Source organism: Longimonas halophila (assembly GCF_002554705.1).
In the GTDB taxonomy this organism is placed as follows: domain Bacteria; phylum Bacteroidota; class Rhodothermia; order Rhodothermales; family Salinibacteraceae; genus Longimonas; species Longimonas halophila.
Window position 1 is genome coordinate 266,824 of the sequence record NZ_PDEP01000002.1, and the last position, 23,177, is coordinate 290,000.

Consider the following 23,177-nt stretch of genomic DNA (forward strand, 5'->3'; position numbering starts at 1 on the left):
CAAGAGCTGCATTTGATTTAAAAATAGTGAAACGTATGTATCACATTCGACTCTTCGTAATTCTAATTTCTGTTCTTTTCACTATTTCAGCCTGTGTAGGAAAATCCGACTCCGCCTCTGAAGTCCGCACGCTATCAGCAAGCAAGCAACTGGTACCTGTTGACACCATCGCGATTCAAGAGACTGATGAGAGCTTCATCGGTGCGTTTGAATCCATCGGGGTTACAACGGACCCGTTGCGTCTCTATATTGCCGACCGGAAGCTGCATCGTGTAGCTGTGGTAGATGGAGCATCGGGCGAAATCGTGCAGATTATTGGAGAACATGGGCAAGGACCCGGTGAGTTTGATACGCCCGAGCGCGCCATTCGAATTGGGAATCGTATCATTGTAGAAGATGCGCAGGCTCAACTTTCGTTCTTTACAGACGAGGGGCGCTTTTTAGAGCGACATCGTTTGCCAGAGGGCGTCTGGCGAGGAGGACGATGGTCATTAAATGCTCATGAGGGGGATCTTTATATGGCTATCCATGAGGCCGATCCGCGCGCCAGTGGACTAAAAGCAACTCCAGACCAGAGCGTTCTTGCTCGCCTGAATGAGGACGCGGGCATTGCTGAGCGGTTTGGTTCATATCCCATGTTCTATCAAGAGGGTGAGTATGTATGGCAGTTCACCACGCTTGATATTAATCAGAAACATGCTGCTGTAGGGTACTATCTGAGCCCAGATATCCAACTTTATGATATGACGAGTTCAGGGTATCCTCTTGCTAAGACCATTTCGATAGAACACCCACGGTTCATGCGCCCTGATGCGGAACTTCCAATGAGTATGCCGCGAGATGAGCTTCAAGAGCACGCCATTAACACCTCATTTGTATGGCAGACATTTGTATTAAAGAGTGGCGTGGCCGTTCAGGTATTTAATAATCGAACGGAGGCCTTCTATGACGACCTGAGTGAAGAAGAAAGGACTCACTATGCTACACTTGCTCATATCGCTTCGGGAGAACAAGAAAATCTGGAGCTTCCGGGGCGTGTTTTTGCGCGTGATGAAAAAGGTCGACTCTACATCGAGTTGAATCATGTGCCCGACCAGCGTAAAATTGGCGTGTATGAGGTGGCTGGGTGGGAGTAAAAAGTCAGGGTATATCCTGAACATTTACTAATCACTTGAACCATCGGCACGGGGAGCCATTGGGGCAGCGGTTCTGCCTTTGTGGTGCCGACGACGTACCCTCTCCCTAACTCGTCGCTCTTTCTGATAGATACCAACAAACCGATGACTGATTCCTCCTTATCGGGCCGACTGGCCAACTTTCTGAGTTCGGCGTTCCTGGTGCTTGCATTACTCGTTGCTGCTGGGTTTGCTGTTCACAGCATGAGCATGACCGAGGCAACGGCGAAGTCTGATGTAGATCTCCAGATGGATTTCTGCAGTAACGACCTCGTTTTCCCGGGGCAATGTACTGGACAGCCTATCAATTGTCCTTGTTCGGGTACGATTGAGGACGGACTTCTTGAGGAATCTGATTCATAGCAAAATCGAGGTTTTCAATCCTACTATACAAACAATGATGTGCCACAACTCCTGCTCAATCAGGAGTTGTGGCACGTTACACGAATAGTATCTTCGGTGCATGCGGTTTCTTCAAGTTATACTTGCCACAGTCCTCTTTCTTGTAACACTGTCAGCGTGCAGTTCTGATACTTCCCCCGAAGTCCACACGCTATCGGAGAGCGACCAGTTGGTTCCTTTGGACACGATCGCGATTCAAGAGACGGATGAGGACTACATTGGAAACTACGATGTCCTATACATTGCGAATGCCCCCTTTCGTATGTACGTCCCTGACATACAACGTGGACGTATTGCAGTGCTAAACAGGAATGGAACCATTGCACGTTACATCGGAGAGCCTGGCGCAGGACCTGGCGAGCTTAGCGGTCCAGTATCTGTGAAAGTGGCAGGAGACCGTGTCGTGGTTAAACAGTCCAACGGGCAAAGAATAGCTGTTTTCGATACATCGGGCACGTATGTAGACAGCTATCAATTTCCAGAAGGGGTACAAAGTTTGGGCGCTCATGCTTTTTATATCGTAGAGGAAGGATACATCCACGCCGCAACAAGGAGCGAGTCCGTTCTCAATCTTCCAGCGTCTCCTGAACAGCCAACGTTGGCGTATTTCAATGAGCAGTTTGAATTGGAGCACTACTTCGGTTCATATCCTGAGATGTATACAGAGGCGGAATATGCTTTGGGAGAAGCCTCGATTGACGTGCAAGATGGAAAATTGGTCGTCGGGTACAATCTGACGCCCGATGTTCAGGTGTATAATACGGAGAATCGTGCACTCGCAGATGTAAAGCAGCTCTCACATCCCGAATTCAAACATCCATCCGAGTCCCTTTCTATTGACATGGCCCAAAGTGATCGATCCGGTTTTCTCGATCGACTCTCGAATGTCTCATTAGTTCGACGTACCTACGTCACGCCAAATCAGACGCTGGTTCAGGGATTTGAAAACCGAAGCTTGGCCTATTACGAGAACGAGCACGACCCGGCTGAGCGCGAGGACTATGCCATTCTCGCTGACCTCAATTCCGACCAGCAAGAAACCCTGAGGCTACCCGGCCCGATTCTCGCTCGCGACGACGTCAACCGCATCTACGTCGAACTCGACCCCACGCCCGACCAGCGTAAAATTGGCGTGTACGAAGTGGTTGGGTGGGATGATTGAGTGTGGACGTGTGGAGGGATGGAAGTTTGGATGTGTGGAAGTTTGGAGGACGCAGGCTGAAAGCTGCTCTGGCTGGTATAGGCGCTTGCAGTAAAACCTTGCATGTGAATACGAGAGCCCGCTATTCTCAAATAGAAGATATAACCGGACTGCAACTCACCCTTATTTCCGTTTTACCCTGAAAATGGGAATAAGGCGGTGCGCTGTTTTCATCCGCCCATTCACGCTTCCATCCCCCCATCCCCAACGGAGCATGCGGAGTTGGTATCACAACAAATCCAACGCATCCATGTCAATCGACACGTAGTGGTTGGACGGTGGACTGCCGTAGGCGGCGCGGGCGTGGCGCAGGGCGCGTTGCAAGACACGAGGTCCGGCGGTGGTTTTGAGGATCGTGCGGTACCGGAAGTATCGCTGCACGCGCTGGATGAATGCCGGGTTGGGACCCAGAATGTCGATGCGGTCGCTGCGCTCCTGCAGGCGGTTTGTCCACTGGGTGGCGAGGTGCTCGGCCTCCTCCTGCTTGGGCGCGCGGAACTCGACCGAGGCCACGTTGCCAAACGGCGGGTACCGCAGCGCCTTGCGCTCCTCCAGCGCATGCTTGGCGAAGGCGTCGTAGTTGTGCGTGCGGGCAAAGCGCAGCGCGGCATGGTCGGGATTGCGGGTTTGCAGCAGGACCGTGCCCGCCAAATCAGCGCGTCCGGCGCGGCCGGCGACCTGGGTGAGCAGCTGAAATGTGCGCTCTTCGGCGCGGAAGTCTGGGAAGAGCATGCCCACGTCTGCATCCACCACGCCCACCAGCGTAACCCGTGCAAAGTCGAGGCCCTTCGCGATCATCTGCGTGCCGAGCAAGATGTCGCCCGCCTCCCGAAACGCGCTCAAGAGCGCATGGTGCGCGCCCTTCTGCCGCGTGGTGTCGCGGTCCATGCGCAAGACGGTGGCCTGGGGCAGTTCGCGAGCGAGCATCTCCTCCACGCGCTGCGTGCCGGTGCCGATGCGCTGCAGGGCGTCGGAGTCGCACGACGGACAGTGCGACGGCGTCTGGCGTGTGTATCCGCAGTAGTGACAGCGCAGTTGGCGTCCGTGGCTGTGCTCGGTGAGCGACACGGAGCAGTCGGTGCAGTGCGGCACCCAGCCGCAGTCGGCGCACTCGATGACGGGCGCGTAGCCCCGCCGGTTTTGCAGCAGAAGCACCTGCTCATCGCGCTCGATGCGGGTGTGGATCGCCTCCAGCAGCGGATCCGACAGCGGGCCGTTTAGCTGATGCTTCTTGCGCTGCTTCGTGAGGTCGAGGATCTCCACCTCGGGGAGTTGCGCCACCGTGCCGTCGGTCGTGGGCACGCGCTCGGGCATCGACAGGCGGGTGTACTTGCCGCGCCGGGCGTTCATGGTGCTCTCCAGACTGGGCGTGGCTGAGCCCAAGACGCACACGGCATCATTCATGTGGGCGCGCATCACCGCCACGTCGCGGGCGTGATAGCGGGGGGCCGGATCGAACTGCTTGTACGAGGCTTCGTGCTCCTCATCCACCACAATGAGGCCCAGGTTGTCGAGCGGAGCCAGCACCGCCGAGCGCGGCCCAATCACGATCTGCTTGCGTCCGTCGCGTAGCGCCTGCCACGTGTCGAAGCGCTCGCCTGCGCTCATCTGCGAGTGCAGCACCGCCACCGTATCGCCCACATGCGCCCGAAAGCGCTGCACCGTCTGCGGCGTGAGGGCAATTTCGGGCACCAGAATAATGGCGCTGCGCCCGGCCTCAACCACCTGCTTCAGTGCGGCGATGTACACTTCAGTCTTGCCGCTCCCAGTAATGCCGTGCAGCAGAAAGGTATGGTAGGAGGCGTCGGCAATCTTCGCCTTGAGGGCGTCCAGCGCATCCTGCTGAGCCGCATGCAGCGTGTGGTTGGGCGGATCGCCGGGCGGCGGCAGGTCGCTCAGCGGCGAGCGATGCACGCGCTCCTCGGTACGCTCCACCAGTCCCTTTTCGACAAGGCTGTGGATGGTGCTGTACGGCGCATCAAGCGCATCCACGAGGTCGGCCTGCCGCACGGGTGTGCGCTGCTGATCATGCGCGGTGGCCAGTGTACGCACCACCGCTTTCTGCTTATCGCCCCGCAGCGACTCGGCAGCATCGCGGGCGGCACTTCGGGACTGAAACGGGCCTGCGAGCTGCAGATGGGTTTCGGTTTTAGGGGATACGTTGGGATCGCTCAAGGTGGTCGTGAGTCGCACGAGATCCGCATCCGCCCAGTCCCGGATGCGCTGTAACGAAACCGCCATGCCCAGCCGCTTCCGCACGGCACTCAGCGTAGTCGAGTCGTGCTTCGCCAGGTCGCGCCGCACGGACTGCGCGTCGTCATCATCGGGCCAGGCGGCGGCCTCCGCCTCCCCCAGTGCCAGCCGCCGCTCGGTCTGCACCGTGAACCCGGCGGGCAGAGCAGCTTTGAGCGCTTCGCCCCAGCTACACACGTAGTAATCCGCAATCCAGTGCGTCAGGCGCAGCAGTTCGGGCGGACAGGTGGGCTGTTCGTCCAGCACGTCGTCGAGGGGGCGCATCCGGAAGTCGACGTCGTCGGGATCGGGGCCCGCGCCGGTAATGACGCCCGTGAGGCGGCGTCCGCGAAACGGCACCAGCACGCGGCAGCCCGGCTGGGCGTCGGCCTCCAGCGCAGGCGGCACGGCGTAGGAGAACACCTGATCGAGCGGCAGCGGCAGAACGACGTTGACGGTCATGCAGAGGCGGACGTTGGATTTGCAAGGGTAAGTTCGGATGCGGCGCTTCCCCAACGCTCGTGGGAGCGATATGTTGAATCGGCAAGATGCGCGGAATCCCCATAGCCCGAGGGTAGGAATGGATGATAGACCGCACATCCTCCTGCGCGATACTGGACTCACGCATCGTCTGGATGCGCCTGCCCCGTATCTCCTATACCGTTTCCGTTTCGTATGTCCCTTTCTGTTGAGCGGGTAGCCGAGCAGGCCCAGCATGTGCGTGAGCGTCTGGCGTATCTGCCGCGTGCGCTTCGCATGACGTGGAACGCCACGCGTGGATGGACGCTCGCCTGGGCGGTGCTGCTGGTGCTGCAAGGGCTCTTGCCCACGGCATCCGTCTACCTGACCAAGGTGCTTGTGGATCGCATTGCGGAGGCGCTCAATATGGGGCTATCGTGGGAGACGGCGGCGCCGGTGCTCACGCCCGCGGCGCTCATGGCGGGCATTATGGTGACGCTGGAGGTGCTGAAGGCTGTGGGCGCGTGGGTGCAGACGGCGCAGGCGGAGCTGCTGCACGATCACATCAAAGCGGCCATCCACGAGAAAGCTGCCGAGGTGGCGTATGCGTTCTACGAGTCGCCGGCCTACTACGACACCATGGACCGCGCCAACAGCGAGGCGGCGTCGCGGTCGCTCTCGCTGCTGCAGGGCATCGGGACCATTGCGCAGCACACCATTACGCTGGTCGGCGTGGCGGCGCTGCTTATTCCGTACAGCGTGTGGCTGCCGGGGGTGCTCCTCGTTAGCACGCTCCCGGCGCTCTGGGTGGTGGTGCGCCACAAGCAGCGGCACCATAGCTGGTGGGAGGACACCACTGACCAGCGGCGGTGGGCGCACTACTTCGACCGCGTCGTTACGCATCCCGTGCCGGCTGCCGAAGTGCGCCTCTTCGGACTCGGCGAGCGCTTTCGATCCGCCTACACGTCCGTGCGTGAGACGTTGCGCACCGACCGCCTGCGTCTGATGCGCGATCAGAGCCTGGCCACGTTTGGAGCAGGGCTCACGGCGCTTGTCATCACTGGCGGCGCTTTGCTGTGGATTGGTGCGCGTGCGCTGCAGGGGCAGGCCCAACTCGGCGATTTGGCGCTTTTCTACCGCGCGTTCGACCAGGGGCAGAGCCTCATGCGCACCGTGCTCAGCAGCCTGGGCACGCTCTACGCCGATGCGCTCTTCCTGGAGCACCTCTTCACGTTCCTCGACATCGAATCGTCCACCGAAACCGCGCACAAGACGCCTGTGCCCGTACCGCAGACCGTGCAGCACGGCATTACGTTCGAGGGCGTCGGCTTCCGGTATCCGGGCAGCGACGCCTGGGTGCTGCGCGACTTCAGTCTGCACCTGCCTGCCGGGGCGACGGTCGCGGTGGTCGGAGCCAACGGCGCGGGCAAAAGCACGCTCCTGAAGCTGATGTGCCGCTTCTACGATCCGCAAGAGGGACGCATCCTGCTCGACGGCACCGACCTGCGTGACTTCGACCCGACCCCGCTGCGTCGCCGCATCGCGGTCATGTTTCAGTATCCGGTGCAATACATCGCCACAGCCGCCAACAACATTGCACTGGGCGATGTGCAAGTCGATCGCTCCGATGCAGAGGTCCGCAGCGCTGTGCAGCGCGCCGCCCAGGGCGCCGGGGCCGATGCGTTCATCCAGGAGCTGCCCCACGGCTACGACACGCTGCTCAGCAAGCAGTTCGACGGCGGCGTGGAGCTGAGCGGCGGGCAGTGGCAGCGCATCTCGCTGGCGCGGGCCTTCTACCGCGAGGCGCCCATCGTCATCCTCGACGAACCGACCAGCTTCATGGATTCATGGGCCGAGGCCGCCTGGCTCGATCGCTTCCGCACTCTCGTGGATGGGCGCACCGCGCTCATCATTACGCACCGCTTTACCACCGCCATGCGCGCCGACCACATCATTGTGATGGAGCATGGGCAGATCGTAGAGCAGGGCGCGCACGAGGTGCTCCTTGACCAGGGCGGACGCTACGCGCAGTCGTGGCGCACGCAGACTGAGCATCGCGCGCCGCGTCGTCACACGGCCACCGCCTTCCAGACCTCGCCGCCGTTCTCCGCATCCATCTCGTAAGCCCATGTCGACTGCCACTCGTTCTCCGAATGGATCGCCGCCTGCGCATCCCCCCGAAACCGCATTGGTGCAGACCTGCGCGGCCATGCATTCCGCTGCCGATGAATCGCACCTCAACGCGCTCCTTGACCACGACCTGAACTGGGAGGTGGTGCAGATGCATGCGCGGCGGCACGGCGTGGAGGCGATGGTGAACAACCGTATTCATGGAGATGCGCGGGTGCCCGCTGCCGTCCGCGAGGCGCTGGCCGCATCGAGCCGGGCCACTGCCCATTTCAACATGCACCGCCTGCACGTCTTGCTCGACCTACTTCGACGATGTGCAGATGCGGGCTGCCGTGTTGTGCCGTTCAAGGGCGCGGTGCTGGCGCAGCGCTATTACGGCAACCTCGCGTTCCGCCGCTTTGCCGACCTGGACGTGCTCGTGGCGCCCGCCGATCTGCCGGCAGTGAAAGAGATACTGCAGACCATGCACTTTGCCCCATTGCGCACGGGCGACGCCGAAGACCAGGCGCTGCAGGCGCACATCGGCGTAGAGATGCACCGCGCCGCCGACCAGGTGATGGTCGAGCTGCACACGGAGCTCCTCAACAAGACGCTGGCCTACCATCTGGAGGCCGCTGATGTCCTCCAGCGCGCTACGCTGACAACGGTCGGCGGGCAGCCCCTCTACACGATGGCGCCCCACGACCTGCTGCTCTACCTCTGCGCGCATGGCACCAAGCATCACTGGGCGCGCCTGAAGTGGGTCGCCGATGTGGCGCATGTGCTGCATGGGCATCCCGAGCTGGATGCAGAAGCGCTCTGCCAGCATGCGCGTGCGCTCCACTGCGAGCGGGTGCTGCTTCTGGGGCTGCATGTAGCGGAGCGATGGCTGGAGGCGCCGCTTGCTCCAGCATTTCGGGCAGCCATCACAGCCGACCCGATGATAGACGAACTGGCCCGCTTCATCGAAACGAACTGGCTTTGGACCGAGGCCGGGCTCGACCGCACCATCCGGTGGCAGCAGGTGCGCTTTTTTGCGCGCACACGGCGCCGCTGGCGCGATGCCTGGCCCATGTGGATCGAGTACCTGCGTCGTGGCCTGAAGCCCAGCCCGCAAGACCGTGCCTTTGTCGACCTTCCGCGTCCGCTTACGCCGCTGTACGCGCTGGTGCGCCCGGTGCGCATATGGCGCGACTGGCGGCGCGGTCCGGTGCCTGAATCCGCCGAGACTGCCCCCGCATCTACACGCTCCGACCTCGTATCCGCCTAACGTGTGCTGGCTCTGATGGCTTTATTCAATCGACTGTATAGTCTGGCGCGTGTGGCGTGGCATGTCCCGTGGCGCCGCCGCCGTGCGCTGGCACAGGCCCTCGTTGCCGTGCCCCTGGCCTGGGCAGCGCTGCGTTTGGTTCCGTTTCAGCGGGTGGTGCAGGCCAGCGCGCCGCAGCCTCGCCGGACGGCAGATGAGCGTGAACTCGGGCGACGCGTGTGGGCCGGGGCGGTGGTAAGTCACGCGCTTTTCCCGCGGCGTCCGTGCCTGCCGCAGTCGCTGGCCACGCGCTACCTGCTGGCGCGGGCGGGCTGCCCAACCGCGCTGCGTATTGGCGTGCAGCGCCGGGGAGCGGGGCTTGCTGCCCACGCCTGGCTGGAGCGCGACGGCGTGCCGATCACTGACCCCGACGGGCCGACCTCTTTTGCTCCATTGCAGGCGCCCTCTGCGCTGTAACCCGGCGATGCAGACTGCACCGCCTGCTCCGATGACTTCGTTCCATCCTCTACAATCCAACCCTTTCGCATCCCCATGACTGATACATCCTTGACCCCCGACGCCCTGACCGATGATACGCTCGTGCGCGCCTCCGACACCCACGTGTCTTCCGATCTGGCGGGCGAGGAGGTGATTCTGAACCTGAGCAACGGCGTGTACTACGGACTCAACCCCGTGGGCAGCCAGATCTGGGCACTCATTCAGACGCCGCAGCCGGTCGCCGATCTGTGCGCCGCACTGCAGGACACGTATCCCGACGTTGATCCTGAGGTGTTGGGCCGCGACGTGCGTGCGCTTTTGATAGAGCTGCACGAAGCCGAGTTGCTGACCGTCGTCGATGAGGCCGCCTAATGCATCTGCAATGCCCATGCATACCTACGAAAAAGCGCCCTGGGCTGTGCAAGCCGAGGGCGCTTTTTTTTGCAGTGGAAAACTGAACCGACCGTGCGTTACGAGCAGTCGAAGACCGGGTTATCTGGGCGTCCTTGACCGGGAGGGCAGTCGAAGGGCGGGCCCTCGCCCCGACCGGGCACGGCGGTGATGTCTTCGACGGAGCCGTAGGTGGTGAGCGTGGGCGGCGTGTATGTAGAGCGTTTCATATCAGAGAGTACGTTGGGATAGTGGGTAAACGAAAAAGACGGCACAGGTACGACTCGGACGGCTGTTATGAGCAATCCGTGATAGGCAGCGAGAATTCGTGTCCACCAATGGAAAAGCTGAAATCGCTGGGCGCGCCGATCTGCTTGCCAAAGGCGCAGCCGCGTGCGGTGAGCGTGGCCACTGAGCCGTACGTTGTAAGGCGTGGTGGTGTGTAAGGGGCGGTATTAGGCATGAGACAGTAATTGATTGGAGTGTAGCGTACGGAAGCGTGCTGAACAGCAGAAGCACGTTGCCTAAACATACACGGAGCCGAATAGCGATACTATCTGACAATTGCTCAAGGCAGGGGCGCCATCGTGTGTGTGGGCATATGCGCTACTGGCGCATCGGGACTCGTATCGAGAGAGGTTTTCGGGGAATCGGTGAGCAGGGCCACCAAGTCGGGCAGTTGCGTTAGGTCGCGGGGGCGCTCCAGCTGGTACACAGGCACGTGGCGCACCAGCTCGGCGAGCTGGTGGAAATGATTGGCGCCGGTGCCGTGGCGGCCTACAAAGCGCGGCGCGTAGGTCTCAGACAGCACGGACACAAACGCCTCGCGTGCATCCAGTTGAGTACATGCGAGCGCATCGCCAAAACCGAGTACGTAGATGGCGCGCAGCGGGTGGGCGTGGGAGGCAAAGCGGTCGGGGGCGCGCCACGCGCGTTTCGGGAGGCGGGGCGCAATGGTATCTAACCGGTCGGGCGTCTGCCCTACCGCCTGGGCGGCGTCGGGCCAGAGCTTGATCTGCGGAAACGCGGGCTCAATGGCTACGGGCGTATCGGGAGCCGGGCGCACAAGCGCCAGCACGTCGTCGGAGAGCAGCGGATAGCCGGCTTCTTGCAGCGCTGCTGCGGTGGTCGACTTGCCCGCGCCTTTGGGTCCGATGAAGGCCGCTGCGCCGTGTGGAAGAGCGATTGCGCTTCCGTGTAGCGTGCACGTGCCCCGCTGGTGCAGAATCAGGCCCATCATCACGCCCAACAGCGGAAGACGCTGCATCGCTGGTGTAGCCGTTGGAGCCGGGCAAAATCGGATGCACGTGCCGCTGTCAGCAGCATATGTGCCTAAGTTAGTCCAGTGGGCATAAACAGTTGAGCCGGTAGTACGCACTTGCACCGAACGCTCCGGGGCAAATGCCGGAGCGTCGGTCAAGGCATCACGCAGAATGGTCAGGTCGGCAGCCTGTGCAGCGGGCGCCACCATCAGTTCAGGGAACGGAATGGACGACCGGATGCGCAGTCCGTATGCGCGGTAATGATGCATGGCATGAAGCATGGAATCAGAGCAGAGTACGAAACAGGCTGCCGAGGCCTGAGACTGTGCCGCCGAAGCGGCAGCAGCTATGAACAGTCGGATACGAAATTGCCGTGCGTGAACAGCCCGTCTTTCGGGCCACTGGTAGCCTTGCAGATGCGGGTCTGGTCGCGCGTCAGCTTTTCGACGGACCCGAAGGTCGTGAGCGTGGGTGCTTCGTAGGAAACGGGCTTCTTGGTCATGATACCGTAGAGGGTAGGGATGAAGAATGCGATGCATCGACAAGCGGGGACACGTCTTGCCGCAAGGGGCTTGACGATGCAGAGTAAGGGGCGGCAAGATCAGGCAGCGCGTCGAACCAGGCTGCTACGCCCAGTATGCGCCAGCAGGTGGTGGCATCGCCTGCCGCACGGGCCGCAGCCAATGCGCCAGGGGCCAGGTAGTCGGTGAGTTGGGGATGCGCAGCAGCGGCGTCGAGGCGAGGGGCGGCGTCACGCAGTAAGTTGCGCTCAAAGGTGGGGGCCAGATTCGACTTGCCGGCCCGCCAACGGATTGCAGTGGGCATGTCGGGCGCCATGGCGGTGCGCAAGACCCAGCGCGTCCACCCGTGGCGGAGTTTCTGGGTGGGCGGCAGCGCCAGGCAGTACTCCAGCACACGCCGGTCGTAGAACGGGTGGCGGCGCTCCATGCCGTCCGCAGCAGCCAGGTGGTTAATCTCAGCCAAGACGGCGCCGGTCGCAGCATCGGCCACGCGGAGCGACTGGGCGTGGGCCTCGCGCTCGGTCCGTGGCAGGGGCGGTTCGGGGGATTCGGGAAGCAGGGCGGCCCGCTCGGGACGAACGAGCGCGGCAGCTATTGAGGGCGAGTCGCCTCCCATCACGCAGCGCATCCAGAGCGCCTTGCGTGATACACCAAGCGCGCGGTGCAGCAGCCAGGCGGCCTGTAGTCCGCTGGCCTTGTGTAAAGCGATGTGCTCGCGCAGATAGGGCGCGCCAAAAGCCCAGAATAGATCGGGGCCGCGTGCGCCCCCAATGCGATGTACCAGCGCCTTTACCTCGTCAATGAACGCTGTCCAGTGCCGGGCAGCGGCCAGCTCCGAGAGCCATCCGAAGCCATGCGATACGGCGACGTCGCCTTCGGAGCCGTCGAGGAGCACGGTGCAGCCGGCCTGGCGCGCGGCGCGGTGGATGTGGCGTTGCAGGTACAGGTTGCAGATGTGGGGCGGCGCGGCCAACTCGCGTACGGTGTCGTCGAGATGCGCCGCCGGGTTGAGGTGATCTACCGGCAACTGGTGCGTGCGGAAGCGTCCGGTACGCGTGAGGTGATTGAGGTACGTGCGCTCGTCGCTGCGGCGGCGCAGGTTGGGCGGCAGGTTCGGAAACGTAGCGGCAAAAAGCGGAAGCGGGGCCGCACTGGACTGAGCGATATGGGCCAGGCATGCCACTGCCGAGGAGTCGAGTCCGCCACTGGCCGACACGCCGGTGCCCAAGCCCGCCATGCGGTCGTTGACGGCGCGTTGGAGCACGGTGCGCAAGCCACGGGCACAGGCGCTATCAGAGCTGAAATCGGATGACGGAGGGGCTGGGGCCTGGGCCTCCGCCTGCCAGTAGCGGTGCGATGTTGTGCCTGTTGAGGTGAGCACAAGTGCGTGGGCGGGCGGTACCGCGCGTATCCCTTCGAAAAACGTGTCGAGGCCGCCTGTGGTAGCGCGCACCAGGTAGCGGGTCACGGCCTCCTCGTTGACGCGAGGGGCGACCTGCGGGTGCGCAAGCAGGGCGCGCACGGTAGAGGCAACAACGACTCCGCCAGGTGTGTGCGTATAAAAGAGCGGACAGATGCCGATGGCGTCGCGGATGAGTACGAGGCGGTGCTGACGGGCATCCCAGAGGGCGATGGCATAATCCCCCAGCACATGGCGGCCCAGGTCGGCGCCCCAGCGCGTGTAGGCCCGTGCAATGAGGTGCGCGGGCGACGGCGGCATGGCCGGATCGGTCGATGTCCGAAGCGTGTGCCAGAGCGTTTGCACATCGTCGAGACGCGCATCGGCGGCGACGTATATCTGGGTGTCGCGCAGGTGGTGGATGCCCGCGTAGGTCGCACTCCCTATGGTCGCGTGCGGCGTTTGCAGCAGCGGCACAGGGGGATGCGGCGTGGCATCCGAAAGGATGTGCGCGACCCAAGCGTGGGCCGGGGCGGCATGCCAGGAAAGATGGCCGGCAAGGAGGCGCATGTGCGTGGACTCCGAAAACGGACAAGTAGCAGAGGGATATCGAGCAACCTGCTGTCAGTATATCGGAGGGCGCAGAACGGGGCTATCGGCTTCTGTTGGTGTACACGTGCGCTTTTGGCGCATGGCGAACCGGAAAAGGGCTGTGCGCGAGCCGCTGGAGACGTACGCGCCTTGTCGTCATTCGGAGTTGGGCGCGGCATTAGCGGGCCAGGCGCCGACGAGCGTGGTTTCGTCGGGTAGCGTATGGAGCGGCGATCCGTTGAGGTCGAGGAGGGTGAGTCCGTCGCTGGTCGGCACGACGAGAGTTTGGGCATCGACCCAGCCCCACACGGGACCGGTGGCAGGCTGGAGTAGGTCGGTGGATCCGGCCTGGCGGACAGCGGCTTGCAGGCGGTTCCCGGTGGCCAGTGTAAAGGCGACGGCATCGCCGGTGGGCGACCAGTGCGGGTGTTGCTGAGCGCCTTCGGGAGCCGTAGCTGGGGGAACGAGAAAGGTGGTTTCGTCGGATTCGACGCTGTACACGACGAGGCGGCGTCGTCCCTCTTCAAGCACGCTGGCTGCGAGCTCGGGCGTGTTCGGTGCCCAGGTGGCGTGGCGCGGCGCACGGTCATCGCCAAAGAGCCGGGTTTCTTGCGTTCCCGCGGCGTTGCTCACGTACAGCGTAGAGTCGGGCTGGTAGGCATCGGCCTCGCGGTTGTATTCGAGCGTGCGGTAGATGTAGGCCATGCGGGTGCGCGAGGCGTCGTACGTCATGTGGTAGTGCCGCCGGATGTCGAGGGTGGCTTCGGTGGCGCAGCCGTTGGCGGCCACGAGGTAGAGGTTGTCGTCGTTGCGAACGGCCAGCTGAGCATTGGAGAGCCAGGCCAGCACCTCGGTCGATGCGCTGCATCCCACCGAACGCGTGGTGCCGTTTTCCGCAATGCGAAGGGTGCCGGGGCCGCGATTGCCATCGGCGGTGGGGGTGTAGACGCCATAGGCAAAGGCGTTGCGTTCGGGATGCCAGCCGATGGAGTACGTAGCCGGCTGGGCCCGGGCATCTACCTCTTCGATGCGATCGTGGCCCAGGGTGTAGCGCGCCAGGTGCACCGAGTCGGGCGTGGTGTAGGTGAAGGCCACGGCGTTGCGGGTGGGCGCGTCTACGTGTTGCTTGATGCGTGTGACGCCGGAGCGGACCGCGCGCTGGGCATCGGTGCGCAGGTGGTGCACGCTGAGGGTATCATTGGCGTGCGAAAGGAGCGTGTAGGCGGGGCCTGTGGGTTCTTCAGGCGCGTTGTCGGCCTCGGTGGTGGGGGATGACGACGCACAGTGCAGGTTCAGGAGGGCGGCTCCTGTAATCAGCAGAAGCAGGCAGGCAGACGAGAGAAATCGGCGCATAGGCAGCCATGCAGAAAAACGAAGCAGAATAAAACCATTGCAACATAGCCACTGGCAGCCACAGAAGAGAAAAGAATGGCTGAAAACAGACCGTGGGAAACGGAGCTGTGGGATGCGTCATAGAGAACACTACGACGCCATGTGACCGTATGGCTTTCATGCTCTGATCGTTTTTGGTGGTGCCCATGCGCAATCTGCTCCGCTATACCGGATCGGCTCTCTTCCTGCTGTTTATCGTGGTTACGTGCGTTCTTTTCTATGTGGGTGCGGTGCTGGTGTGGGCGGTTACGAGGCCGTTCGACCCTCGGCTGAAGGGGTTGCATCTCTACTCTTCGTTCTGGGCGTCGTTTTATCTGTGGACGAACCCCCTGTGGTCGGTAACGGTGGAGGGCCGCGAGCATGTGCGTTCGAATCAGCCGTACGTAATCGTATCCAACCACCAGTCGGCCCTCGACATTCTGGTGGCGTTTCGGCTGTTCATTCCGTTTAAGTGGGTGTCGAAGATCGAGATCTTCAAGGTGCCTATTCTGGGATGGAATATGCGCATGAACGATTATGTGGCGCTGCGGCGCGGCGATAGTAAGAGCATTGGGCAGATGATGGAGGCGTGCCGCACGCATTTGCGCAACGGGAGCAGCGTGTTCATTTTTCCGGAGGGTACGCGCTCGCGCACTGGCGAGCTGCGGCGGTTTAAACATGGCGCCTTTACCCTTGCGAAAGAGATGAACGTGCCTATTCTGCCGGTGGCGATCAGCGGAACGAGCAATGCGCTGCCTAAGAAGAGTATGATGTTGCAGGGGGCACATGACATGCACATCCAGGTGCTGCCCGAGATTCCGCCCGAGCAGTTTGTAGATACGGAGCCCAATGAGTTAGCCGCTGACGTGCGCAACGTGATTGCCCCGCATGTCCCCGAGCATCAGGCGGCAACGCAGCCGGCTCCCTCGCCTAAGCGGGATTCGCAGGAGGCGGTATGAATGATTCTATGTGATGCATGCGGTCTACAGCCGCTTTACAGATCGACGGATAGACCGAGCAGCCACCAGCGTTCGGGCATGGGGGCATTGAAGACTTCGCTGTACTCGCGGTTGAAGATATTGCGCACCTCGAACGAAACCGTGGCTTCTGAATCCAGCGCATTAATCGCGTAGAACAGGCGGGCGTTCGTTACGCTGTAGGAGAGATCCGCAGGCTCAGGCGCGTCGAGGCGCTCTTTCCACTGCGTTTGCAGGCTGCCGCCCACAGCACCCCACTGCACGCGGGCCGTTCCCTGCACGTGATGCCGTGCGGCGCTTGCAGCATAGGTGTAGAGCACGCCCTCGCCCACATCGCCAAGCGAGGCGTCGAGCCCGGTGTAGGCGAGCGTCCATGTGGTGTGGCCGCGTGCGCCCCAGGACTGCTGCCAGCGCGTTTCAGCCTCCAGGCCGTACGTATCGACCGAAAGCACATTGCGCGACCGAAACAGCTCCTCGCCGGGCGACTGCGCAAAGTCGATGAGTCCATCGGTGGTACGCGCAAAGCCCGTCACGTGCAGCGCAAGCGAGCGCGTGGGGTAGAGGTCTGCGCCTACTTCGTACGACCAGGCGCGCTCGGCCCGCAGGTTGGGCGTGCCTACGCTTCCGTCGGGAGGCGAATCGAGTTCGGTGTTGTAGTAGCGCTCCACATAATTGGGCGCCCGCACGGCACGCCCGGCGCCAGCGCGGAGCGTGTAGTGGGGCTTCGACCAGGCTGCGTAGAACTGTGGCGTAAGCTCGGTGCCAAAGGCGTGGTCGGCATCCAGGCGCAGGCTGCCGGTAAGGGTAAGCGGCTCGGTGGGCGACCAGCGCAGCCGGGTGAAGGCCCCACCGGCTTCATCGGCATGATCGCCAAGGTTGTTCGAGTCGATGCTGCGCGCTTGCCCCGACACGCCGCCGCTAAGCTGCCAGCGTTCGCTCAAGGCGTGCTGAATCTGCCCATGGGCGGTCAGCAGGCGGCTGGTGTGCTCGTTGGGCGGTGTGCTGGGCGTGAAGCGATAGCTGTCTTCGTGCTGTTTGGCGGCCACCTGTGCACGCAGTTGGGTGGATGCCGAGAGCCGTCCCTGATACCGCGTCTGGGCCCAGTACGTCGCGGTCGACTCGCGGGCGTTGTCGGAGGGGAGGCTGGTGTAGAACTGATACGCGGTAAACCGCCGGTCGTCGATTCCGGCGCGAGTGAAGAGGGAGTGGCCCTCAGCCAGGCGCTGCGTCCACGCCAGCGAACCGGCCGTGCGGCGGAAGTCGGTGCGCACACGTCCATCGCTATCGGTTACGGGCTCGCCGCCGGGCGTGCTGATGGGCTGGCCGTCGCTGCCCTGCGTGGCGAAGGAGGCGCTTACGAAGGTGCCGCCCCGGGCCAGGCGCGCAGTGCCCTCCACGTCGTACAGGCCGTGGCGGCCCACCTGGGCCTGGGCGCTCGCGTTTGCATTGGAGCCTGTGGGGGCTCCTTGTTCCTGATGGAGGCCCGCATGTGTAAAGAGCTGTACCACACCGCCGAGTGCGTCGGGGCCGTACAGGGCCGAGGCCGGACCGCGCAGCACCTCGATGCGGGCAATCTCGCTTATGGGCACCGGCATATCAGCGAGGAAGTGCCCGGTCATCGGGTCGTTGATGCGGGCGCCATCCAGCAGCACGAGCACGCCGTTAAAAGTGGAGCCACGCATCGTAATGTCGCTCTGCACGCCGAAGCCGCCGCGACTCTGCACATCGACCCCGCTCACGGTGCGAAGCAGTTCGTCGTACGACGAGGCCGGGAGTGCCTCGATCGCTTCTTGCGTCCACACCGACACGCGGCGTCCCGATTGGGCGGCCGGTTCGGCAATGCGGGATGCGGTAACAACCACCGTATCCGGGATGGCCACGGTCATGGCGACATCAGCGGTGTCCGCGTCAGGGGCAGATTGACCGTGAGCTGCTTTGGGGCTGAGGCCAAGTGTGCTCAAGCAGAGCATGACAGCGGCGATCCAGCTTCCAATGACGCCAACGGTGATTCGCATGCGTATCCTCAAGACTAATGGTTAAGGGCAACGCAAGAATATAGCGCGTCCAACTGTGCGATCTCAACCCCCACACAGGGGTTAATCGTGTGTTCATTGCGGCACGGTTGCCCCCCAACAACACAAAAGCGCGGCCCGTGCCGGTAGGCCACGAGCCGCGCTGACGTTCAATAATGGTTAGACCGCCCTTAGTTGTTTGGGGGCTGCTGTTGGGGCGGTTGTTGCTGAGGCTGCTGTGGCTGAGCAGGACGCATGGTGTATCCCGCGATTTTCCAGGACCCGTCTTCTTTCGCAACGGCCACAATTTCGTTCAGGGGCTGATCGAAGTTAGAGGCGCTGGCCTCGTAGATCAAGAAGACATACTCCCCTTCAGGCAGGTTCTGGGGATTCTCCTGATACTGCTCCCGCATCAGCGAGCGTTCCTCGACGCTTCCCACCTGGGAATTGATCTGTTCCGACTGTTGCACCCACTCATCTTGAGTGACCTGGTCTTGCAGCATCGCAGCTGCTTCGTCCCAGCTTTCGCTGAAGGAGCCGGCATCGGTAAGAGCAAGCCAGTCCTCAGCGGCGGTGCGGGCTTCCTCAACGGCTTCAGGATTTTCAGGGCTCTGTTCCGGCATATTCTGAGCCTGGGCGGGGGCGGTCCACACGAGGGCAGCCGCCAGCAGCACAAGACTCATAACGCGCGATAACGTACTCATAAACAGGTACCAATAAGGATAAAGGGGATGGGTGCAAGCAGGGGATAGCCATCGGCTGCGTGCCTCATAGCATGCCAAAAGCCTGCTTGCTCATTCGCGTAGGGGCACGACGAATGTCAAACCTTGTTTGTTAATCATTGGTCAATAAAGTAATTTGCTGAGCTACTAAGACGTTGGTGCAGGAGAGCAAATCCTACCAAGCGGTTTCGTAGGGATGCGTAATGCGGTACGCTTGGGGGAGCACCGTAATGCGGATGCGACGGTTGCGGGCTTGCCCAGCAGACGTTTCGTTAGAGGCCGCCGGACGGGTGTCTCCGTAGGCGACAGCCTGAAACTGAGACGGCGCGCGATTGCTAAGGTCCACGAGTGCATCCACAATGGCTGCAGCATGCCCGGCAGACAGGGCACGTGCCGAGGAGTAAGGGCTATCGGCAGGGAGCGATGCGTCGGTGTAGCTTTCGACGCGCACAGTGCGCTTGCGGTATGTGGTACGCAGTTGGGTGGCCACCGTACGCAGGCGGTCGTGTGCGTTGGTCTTAAGATGCGCTGTACCACTCTCAAAGAGCACATCGGTCGCCAGCGTGGCAACGACATACCCGCCCTCGCGGAGCAACTGGACTTCGTACGCGATGCGTGTGAGGTCGTCTTGCAGGGCCCGTCGCTCGCGCCGGTACTGCCCAGACTGAATGTCGTCGTAGAACTGCAGGGAATCGGAGAGCAGGCGCACGCGGGCTTCCAGCCGCTCGTTCGCTGTTTTCAGGGAATCAACGCGTGCTGCAGACGATGACGATGAGTGTGTTCCTGCCGAAGAGGCACATCCAACCAGGGCCGCACCTGCAAGTCCGAGGAGGCACGCCACAAGCAGTGTGTTGCATCGCATCATAAGGCAAGCAGGCCAGTGATGAGCAGGACGGGAGCGGTTACGGCGTGCGTGACCCGGCCGTTGCCTCGGCAGGGTCGCCACGATGCTCGCGCGTGTGGCCCCACCAAATGAGTAGGCCGATGAAAGCGGCTCCGCCTACAGCCAGGATAATGACGAGGCCAACGGGGTCGCTTTCAGTGGGCCAGCGCAGGCTACGGTCGGACTCCAGAAACGGCCACAGAGCTCGCAGTGCGCCCGCAATAAGGCCAATGAGCACAGCCATCGTGGCGTCGTAATAATGCTGAAGCACGTAATGCAACAGGCGGGCAAAGCCACCAAGTCCGACAGCGGCACCGGCGGCAAATGTGGCAAGATAGACGAGGTCGCGCGCATTGATGGCGTCGAGCGTGGCGGTGTATAGGCCAAACACTTCGAGCAGAAATGCGCCACTCACCCCCGGAACGATCATCGCGCAGATGGCCACAGCTGCCGTTGCAAAGACCCGAAGGAGCGCAGGATCGCCGCCGTCAGCGGTAGGAAGTCCTGCAAGGAGAAAGGCAACTCCTGCGGCGCCAAGAGCAAGCACTGCGTAGCGGGAGCGCCAGGCAGATAGGCGAAGCAGGGGAATGGCCAGCGAGGCCCCCACGAGTCCCAAGAACAGTCCACGCATCGGGGCCGGATGCGCTTCAAGAAGCGGCGGCAGAACACGAGCCCCTACTGCAATGGCAGCAACAATGCCAGTCGCAAGGGGAAGCAGCAGGCCCAGATGCATGCGCTGCAGGTGGCGTCGGGCTACGGGCCACCGACCCTGCACCAGCGCAGCCGCGACCGATGTGCTTGCATGCAGCGCTTGAATGATGCGTTCGTACACGCCTACGATGAGCGCAATGGTACCGCCGCTCACTCCAGGGATGACGTCGGCAGCTCCCATGAGTAGGCCAGCGCCCAACCCTCTTAGAAATGTACGCAACGACGGCATAAAAGAAAGGAAAGCGATAAAAAGGATTAAGCGCGGTCAAGACCCAATCGCCGTCGCACGTAGTCGTCGCGATAGAGTTCAGGATACGCGTGGCGAAATTCGCTTTTTTTGGACGGGTCGAGGCGAAAAGCCGTCTTGAGAGCTCGAATGCTTTCATCGGTGCGCCCCACAGCAAGCAGGGCTTTGGCCTGATGGAAGTACGGGTTGGCAGCATGCGGCGTAAGCGACTGCGCTGTTCGGTAGGCGTTCAGGGCCTCTTCAGCGTTACCCAGTTGGAAGAGCGTTTCGGCGTATCCGAGCCAGGCATGGCTGTTTTCCTTGTCGAGTTTCAGCGCTGCATGGTAGGAAGTTAGCGCCTCTTCGAATGCACGCAGTTGAAAAGCCGTGTCGCCTTTCGCATTCCAGAACTTCGGATTGGTATTGTCAAGGTGCGTGGCGTAGTCAAAACAGTCGAAGGCCTCTGTTAGCTCGTTGCGCGCCACATAGCAACTGCCGAGTCCATACCAGGCTTCCGGGTAGGCCGACTCTTCGTCAAGCGCCTCTTGATAGTAGGCAAAAGCCTGTTCAATATCGGTTTTTTCCTCGTAGGCCAGTGCAATGTTGTAGAATGTAGCCGCATCGGGCCCTTCGAGCTCAAGGACATGCTCGTAGCTGGTGATGGCCTCGTTAAGGCGGCCCTGGTTGGCAAGCGCGTTGCCTCGGTTGTAGTGGGCAGAAGCAAAGTCGTCTTGAATAGCAAGAGCCAGGTCGTATGAGAACACAGCCTCATCGAATTTGCCCATGCGGTTGAGCACAATGCCGCGGTTGTACCACGCGTCGTGGGCGTACGGATCCAAATCGAGATGGCGGTCATAGGCCGCAACGCTTTCAGCGTCGTTGCCCAGGCGGTCGTGGCAGTAGCCCAGTTCGTACCACACTTCGGGGTGCTCGGGGTGCAGGTCAGCACACCGCTGAAATGCTTCAGCGGCCTGCTGCAGATGGTTCGCACGTTCCAGCGTAATCCCCTGGTTGAAGTACGCCTCCGCATGCAGGGGGTTAATCGCAAGCGCGTCGTCGTAGGCCGAAAGGGCCTCCTTAGGGCGGCCCAAGCTGTCGAGGGTAATGCCAATATTGACGAGCGTTTCCGGGTCAGCAGGGTTGAGTTCGCGCGCTTTCTGATAGGTGCGCAACGCTTCCCGATAGCGCCCCAGGTTATTGAGCAGGATGCCCCGGCGGAGCCAGCCATCCGCCGAGTACGGATGCAGGTCAAGCAGGTGGTCGATCACGTTCAGGGCGTTCTCAAAAGCGCCGAGTTCGTAGTAATGCGTGGCCACAGCCTCCAGCTCGTTCGAGTCGAAATACGCGTTGGTGCCATGCGTTTCATACGCATCCACCAGTTCTTGCAGGCGGGCGTCAGACGACGAGCCGTCAAAATTGTCAAAGCCGAAGTCGAACATGCGTATAGCGCGTCGGTTCGTAGTGGTCGAGACGCTGATTGGCCGCAACATATAGCCCCGTAGGGCAACAGCCCAGTACTCCAATAGTACGATATAGACGGGGGCAGATGCAAGGTGTGTTGGCGCAAACACGTACTCTTTTTGCGAAACGAGTACATAGCTGTACCAATCCCTTTACGCGCTACGCGAATAGCATCGTATGCACGGCGCAGCGTTTGTGGAGCGTAACATTCGTTGTAGGTAGATGCGCAGGCACGGTTCAACACAGCCCTCACAGTAGATGCAGACCCCCGATGTTCATTACATTCGAAGGGATTGACGGAAGCGGGAAGAGTACGCAGATGCGCCATTTGGCCACATGGCTTCAAGAACGAGGGCAGGCCGTTGAAACGATGCGCGACCCAGGCGGAACTCAGGTGGCTGAGCAGGTTCGCACACTGCTTCTGGATCCTACGTCATCACTCGATAACCGTACCGAGCTGTTTCTTTTTGCCGCGGCTCGTGCACAGCTGGTTGCTGAGCGCATCCGCCCAGCGCTGCAGGCAGGACGCGTGGTGTTGTGCGACCGTTTCTACGACTCTACCACAGCATACCAGGGTGGCGGACGTAACACGGTGCCGCGCGCATGGCTACACTCGCTTCATGAGCAAACCACTGGTGGGCTCATGCCCACGCGCACGTACCTTATTGATGTGCCTGTGGAAGAAGCAGCACGGCGGCGGCGTGGTGAGTCTGATGACCGCATGGAGCAAGAGGCATGGGCATTCCATGAGCGTGTGCGCACTACCTATCGTAGCTTAGCAGAAGAGGAGCCCACCCGCGTATGCTGCATTGATGGCACACAATCACCTGTGCAGGTGCAGGGGGCAATTCGGGCCGACCTGAAGGCAATTTGGCCGTCTGTAGGAGCAGGAACCCCCTCATAGAGCAGCGGTTCGCTTCGTGCCTTCTGTAGTCGGCAGCTTGCAAGTACAAGTCTTCCTCTTGATTGGCTGGATAGCTTTACAAGGAAGGTCGCAAGCATAGCTTCCGAAGGAGCGCACTCCGTGTTTTTACGAGCAGTACCGTCTCCACTCGTTATGTCTACTCTCTCCGATGAACGGCGCGACGAAGTGCGCAATATCTTTCAAGCATTTCTGAAGCGTCGCAACAAGCGACAGACGCCAGAGCGTTTGGCAGTGCTCGACGAAATGTACCGCACCGATGAGCACATCGATGCAGATGAACTGTTCGTGCGCCTTAAGCAGAAGGGAGCTGATGTAAGTCGCGCTACTGTATATAACACCCTCGATCTATTACTGGAGTGCGACCTGGTCGTACGTCATCAGTTTGGCAAAAACCAGTCGAA

Annotated in this window: 22 protein-coding genes (1 of these 22 running past the window's edge); 10 read left to right on the forward strand and 12 right to left on the reverse strand. The window is 61.4% G+C overall.

Annotation, left to right across the window (positions count from 1 at the left end; translation table 11 throughout):
* The first annotated feature begins 35 nt into the window (after positions 1-35).
* The 3 genes from CRI93_RS03625 (at position 36) to CRI93_RS03635 (ending at position 2,739) form a co-directional block, all read left to right on the forward strand.
* Positions 36-1,136, forward strand: a complete 1,101-nt coding sequence (locus tag CRI93_RS03625) for a 6-bladed beta-propeller (protein WP_098061246.1) — start codon at positions 36-38, stop codon at positions 1,134-1,136.
* Positions 1,137-1,280: 144 nt separating this feature from the next.
* A complete protein-coding gene (locus tag CRI93_RS03630) occupies positions 1,281-1,538 on the forward strand; it encodes a hypothetical protein (protein ID WP_098061247.1) in 258 nt (85 codons plus the stop codon).
* Between the two features lie 100 nt (positions 1,539-1,638).
* Positions 1,639-2,739 carry a 6-bladed beta-propeller gene (locus CRI93_RS03635; RefSeq protein WP_098061248.1) on the forward strand — a complete coding sequence of 367 codons (1,101 nt, stop codon included), beginning with the start codon at positions 1,639-1,641 and terminating at the stop codon, positions 2,737-2,739.
* 267 nt (positions 2,740-3,006) lie between these two features.
* On the opposite strand, the gene priA is transcribed toward CRI93_RS03635, so the two are convergent.
* The gene (priA, locus tag CRI93_RS03640; RefSeq protein WP_098061249.1) at positions 3,007-5,472 is read right to left on the reverse strand and encodes a replication restart helicase PriA; all 2,466 of its coding nucleotides are present in this window, start codon (positions 5,470-5,472) and stop codon (positions 3,007-3,009) included.
* A gap of 213 nt (positions 5,473-5,685) precedes the next feature.
* Here priA and CRI93_RS03645 point away from each other — a divergent pair, with 213 nt between their 5' ends.
* The 4 genes from CRI93_RS03645 (at position 5,686) to CRI93_RS03660 (ending at position 9,697) form a co-directional block, all read left to right on the forward strand.
* The gene (locus CRI93_RS03645) at positions 5,686-7,593 is read left to right on the forward strand and encodes an ABC transporter ATP-binding protein (RefSeq protein ID WP_098061250.1); all 1,908 of its coding nucleotides are present in this window, start codon (positions 5,686-5,688) and stop codon (positions 7,591-7,593) included.
* A gap of 4 nt (positions 7,594-7,597) precedes the next feature.
* Positions 7,598-8,848 carry a nucleotidyltransferase domain-containing protein gene (locus CRI93_RS03650; protein ID WP_098061251.1) on the forward strand — a complete coding sequence of 417 codons (1,251 nt, stop codon included), beginning with the start codon at positions 7,598-7,600 and terminating at the stop codon, positions 8,846-8,848.
* Positions 8,849-8,863: 15 nt separating this feature from the next.
* Positions 8,864-9,304, forward strand: a complete 441-nt coding sequence (locus tag CRI93_RS03655) for a lasso peptide biosynthesis B2 protein (protein ID WP_098061252.1) — start codon at positions 8,864-8,866, stop codon at positions 9,302-9,304.
* Between the two features lie 75 nt (positions 9,305-9,379).
* Entirely contained in the window at positions 9,380-9,697 is a 318-nt protein-coding gene (locus CRI93_RS03660; RefSeq protein ID WP_098061253.1) for a PqqD family protein, read from the forward strand.
* Positions 9,698-9,795: 98 nt separating this feature from the next.
* On the opposite strand, the gene CRI93_RS15295 is transcribed toward CRI93_RS03660, so the two are convergent.
* The 6 genes from CRI93_RS15295 to CRI93_RS03675 form a co-directional block, all read right to left on the reverse strand.
* The gene (locus tag CRI93_RS15295; protein ID WP_176521663.1) at positions 9,796-9,945 is read right to left on the reverse strand and encodes a hypothetical protein; all 150 of its coding nucleotides are present in this window, start codon (positions 9,943-9,945) and stop codon (positions 9,796-9,798) included.
* Positions 9,946-10,010: 65 nt separating this feature from the next.
* Entirely contained in the window at positions 10,011-10,178 is a 168-nt protein-coding gene (locus CRI93_RS15300; RefSeq protein ID WP_176521664.1) for a hypothetical protein, read from the reverse strand.
* 105 nt (positions 10,179-10,283) lie between these two features.
* Positions 10,284-11,258, reverse strand: coding sequence for a phosphoenolpyruvate carboxykinase (ATP) (locus tag CRI93_RS03665; RefSeq protein WP_098061254.1), 975 nt, complete (start codon positions 11,256-11,258; stop codon positions 10,284-10,286).
* Positions 11,259-11,323: 65 nt separating this feature from the next.
* On the reverse strand, positions 11,324-11,479 hold the full coding sequence (locus CRI93_RS15050; protein ID WP_141491552.1) for a lasso RiPP family leader peptide-containing protein: 156 nt from the start codon (positions 11,477-11,479) through the stop codon (positions 11,324-11,326).
* Positions 11,476-13,467, reverse strand: a complete 1,992-nt coding sequence (locus tag CRI93_RS03670) for an asparagine synthase-related protein (protein WP_098061255.1) — start codon at positions 13,465-13,467, stop codon at positions 11,476-11,478. The genes CRI93_RS15050 and CRI93_RS03670 overlap by 4 nt, the downstream gene beginning before the upstream one ends.
* A gap of 177 nt (positions 13,468-13,644) precedes the next feature.
* On the reverse strand, positions 13,645-14,841 hold the full coding sequence (locus tag CRI93_RS03675; protein ID WP_098061256.1) for a TolB family protein: 1,197 nt from the start codon (positions 14,839-14,841) through the stop codon (positions 13,645-13,647).
* A 185-nt stretch (positions 14,842-15,026) separates the two neighbouring features.
* On the opposite strand from CRI93_RS03675, the gene CRI93_RS03680 reads away from it, so the two are divergent.
* Positions 15,027-15,818: a lysophospholipid acyltransferase family protein gene (locus tag CRI93_RS03680; RefSeq protein ID WP_098061257.1), complete on the forward strand. Its 792-nt coding sequence runs from the start codon at positions 15,027-15,029 to the stop codon at positions 15,816-15,818.
* Between the two features lie 35 nt (positions 15,819-15,853).
* Here CRI93_RS03680 and CRI93_RS03685 read toward each other — a convergent pair whose 3' ends face one another.
* The 5 genes from CRI93_RS03685 to CRI93_RS03705 form a co-directional block, all read right to left on the reverse strand.
* Positions 15,854-17,851 (reverse strand): TonB-dependent receptor plug domain-containing protein, encoded by a 1,998-nt coding sequence (locus CRI93_RS03685; protein WP_098061258.1) that lies wholly within the window; start codon positions 17,849-17,851, stop codon positions 15,854-15,856.
* A 188-nt stretch (positions 17,852-18,039) separates the two neighbouring features.
* Positions 18,040-18,552 (reverse strand): DUF4019 domain-containing protein, encoded by a 513-nt coding sequence (locus tag CRI93_RS03690; RefSeq protein ID WP_098061259.1) that lies wholly within the window; start codon positions 18,550-18,552, stop codon positions 18,040-18,042.
* 193 nt (positions 18,553-18,745) lie between these two features.
* Positions 18,746-19,435, reverse strand: coding sequence for an OmpA family protein (locus CRI93_RS03695; protein ID WP_098061260.1), 690 nt, complete (start codon positions 19,433-19,435; stop codon positions 18,746-18,748).
* Positions 19,436-19,472: 37 nt separating this feature from the next.
* Positions 19,473-20,345 carry a DUF368 domain-containing protein gene (locus CRI93_RS03700; RefSeq protein WP_245850293.1) on the reverse strand — a complete coding sequence of 291 codons (873 nt, stop codon included), beginning with the start codon at positions 20,343-20,345 and terminating at the stop codon, positions 19,473-19,475.
* A gap of 74 nt (positions 20,346-20,419) precedes the next feature.
* Positions 20,420-21,829, reverse strand: coding sequence for a tetratricopeptide repeat protein (locus CRI93_RS03705; RefSeq protein ID WP_245850295.1), 1,410 nt, complete (start codon positions 21,827-21,829; stop codon positions 20,420-20,422).
* A gap of 293 nt (positions 21,830-22,122) precedes the next feature.
* On the opposite strand from CRI93_RS03705, the gene tmk reads away from it, so the two are divergent.
* Together tmk and CRI93_RS03715 are read left to right on the forward strand one after the other, a co-directional pair.
* A complete protein-coding gene (gene tmk, locus CRI93_RS03710) occupies positions 22,123-22,755 on the forward strand; it encodes a dTMP kinase (protein ID WP_098061263.1) in 633 nt (210 codons plus the stop codon).
* Positions 22,756-22,908: 153 nt separating this feature from the next.
* Positions 22,909-23,177 carry the 5' portion of a Fur family transcriptional regulator gene (locus tag CRI93_RS03715; protein ID WP_098061264.1) on the forward strand. It continues 226 nt past the right edge of the window, so only the first 269 of its 495 coding nucleotides appear in the window; the start codon lies at positions 22,909-22,911; its stop codon lies beyond the right edge, outside the window.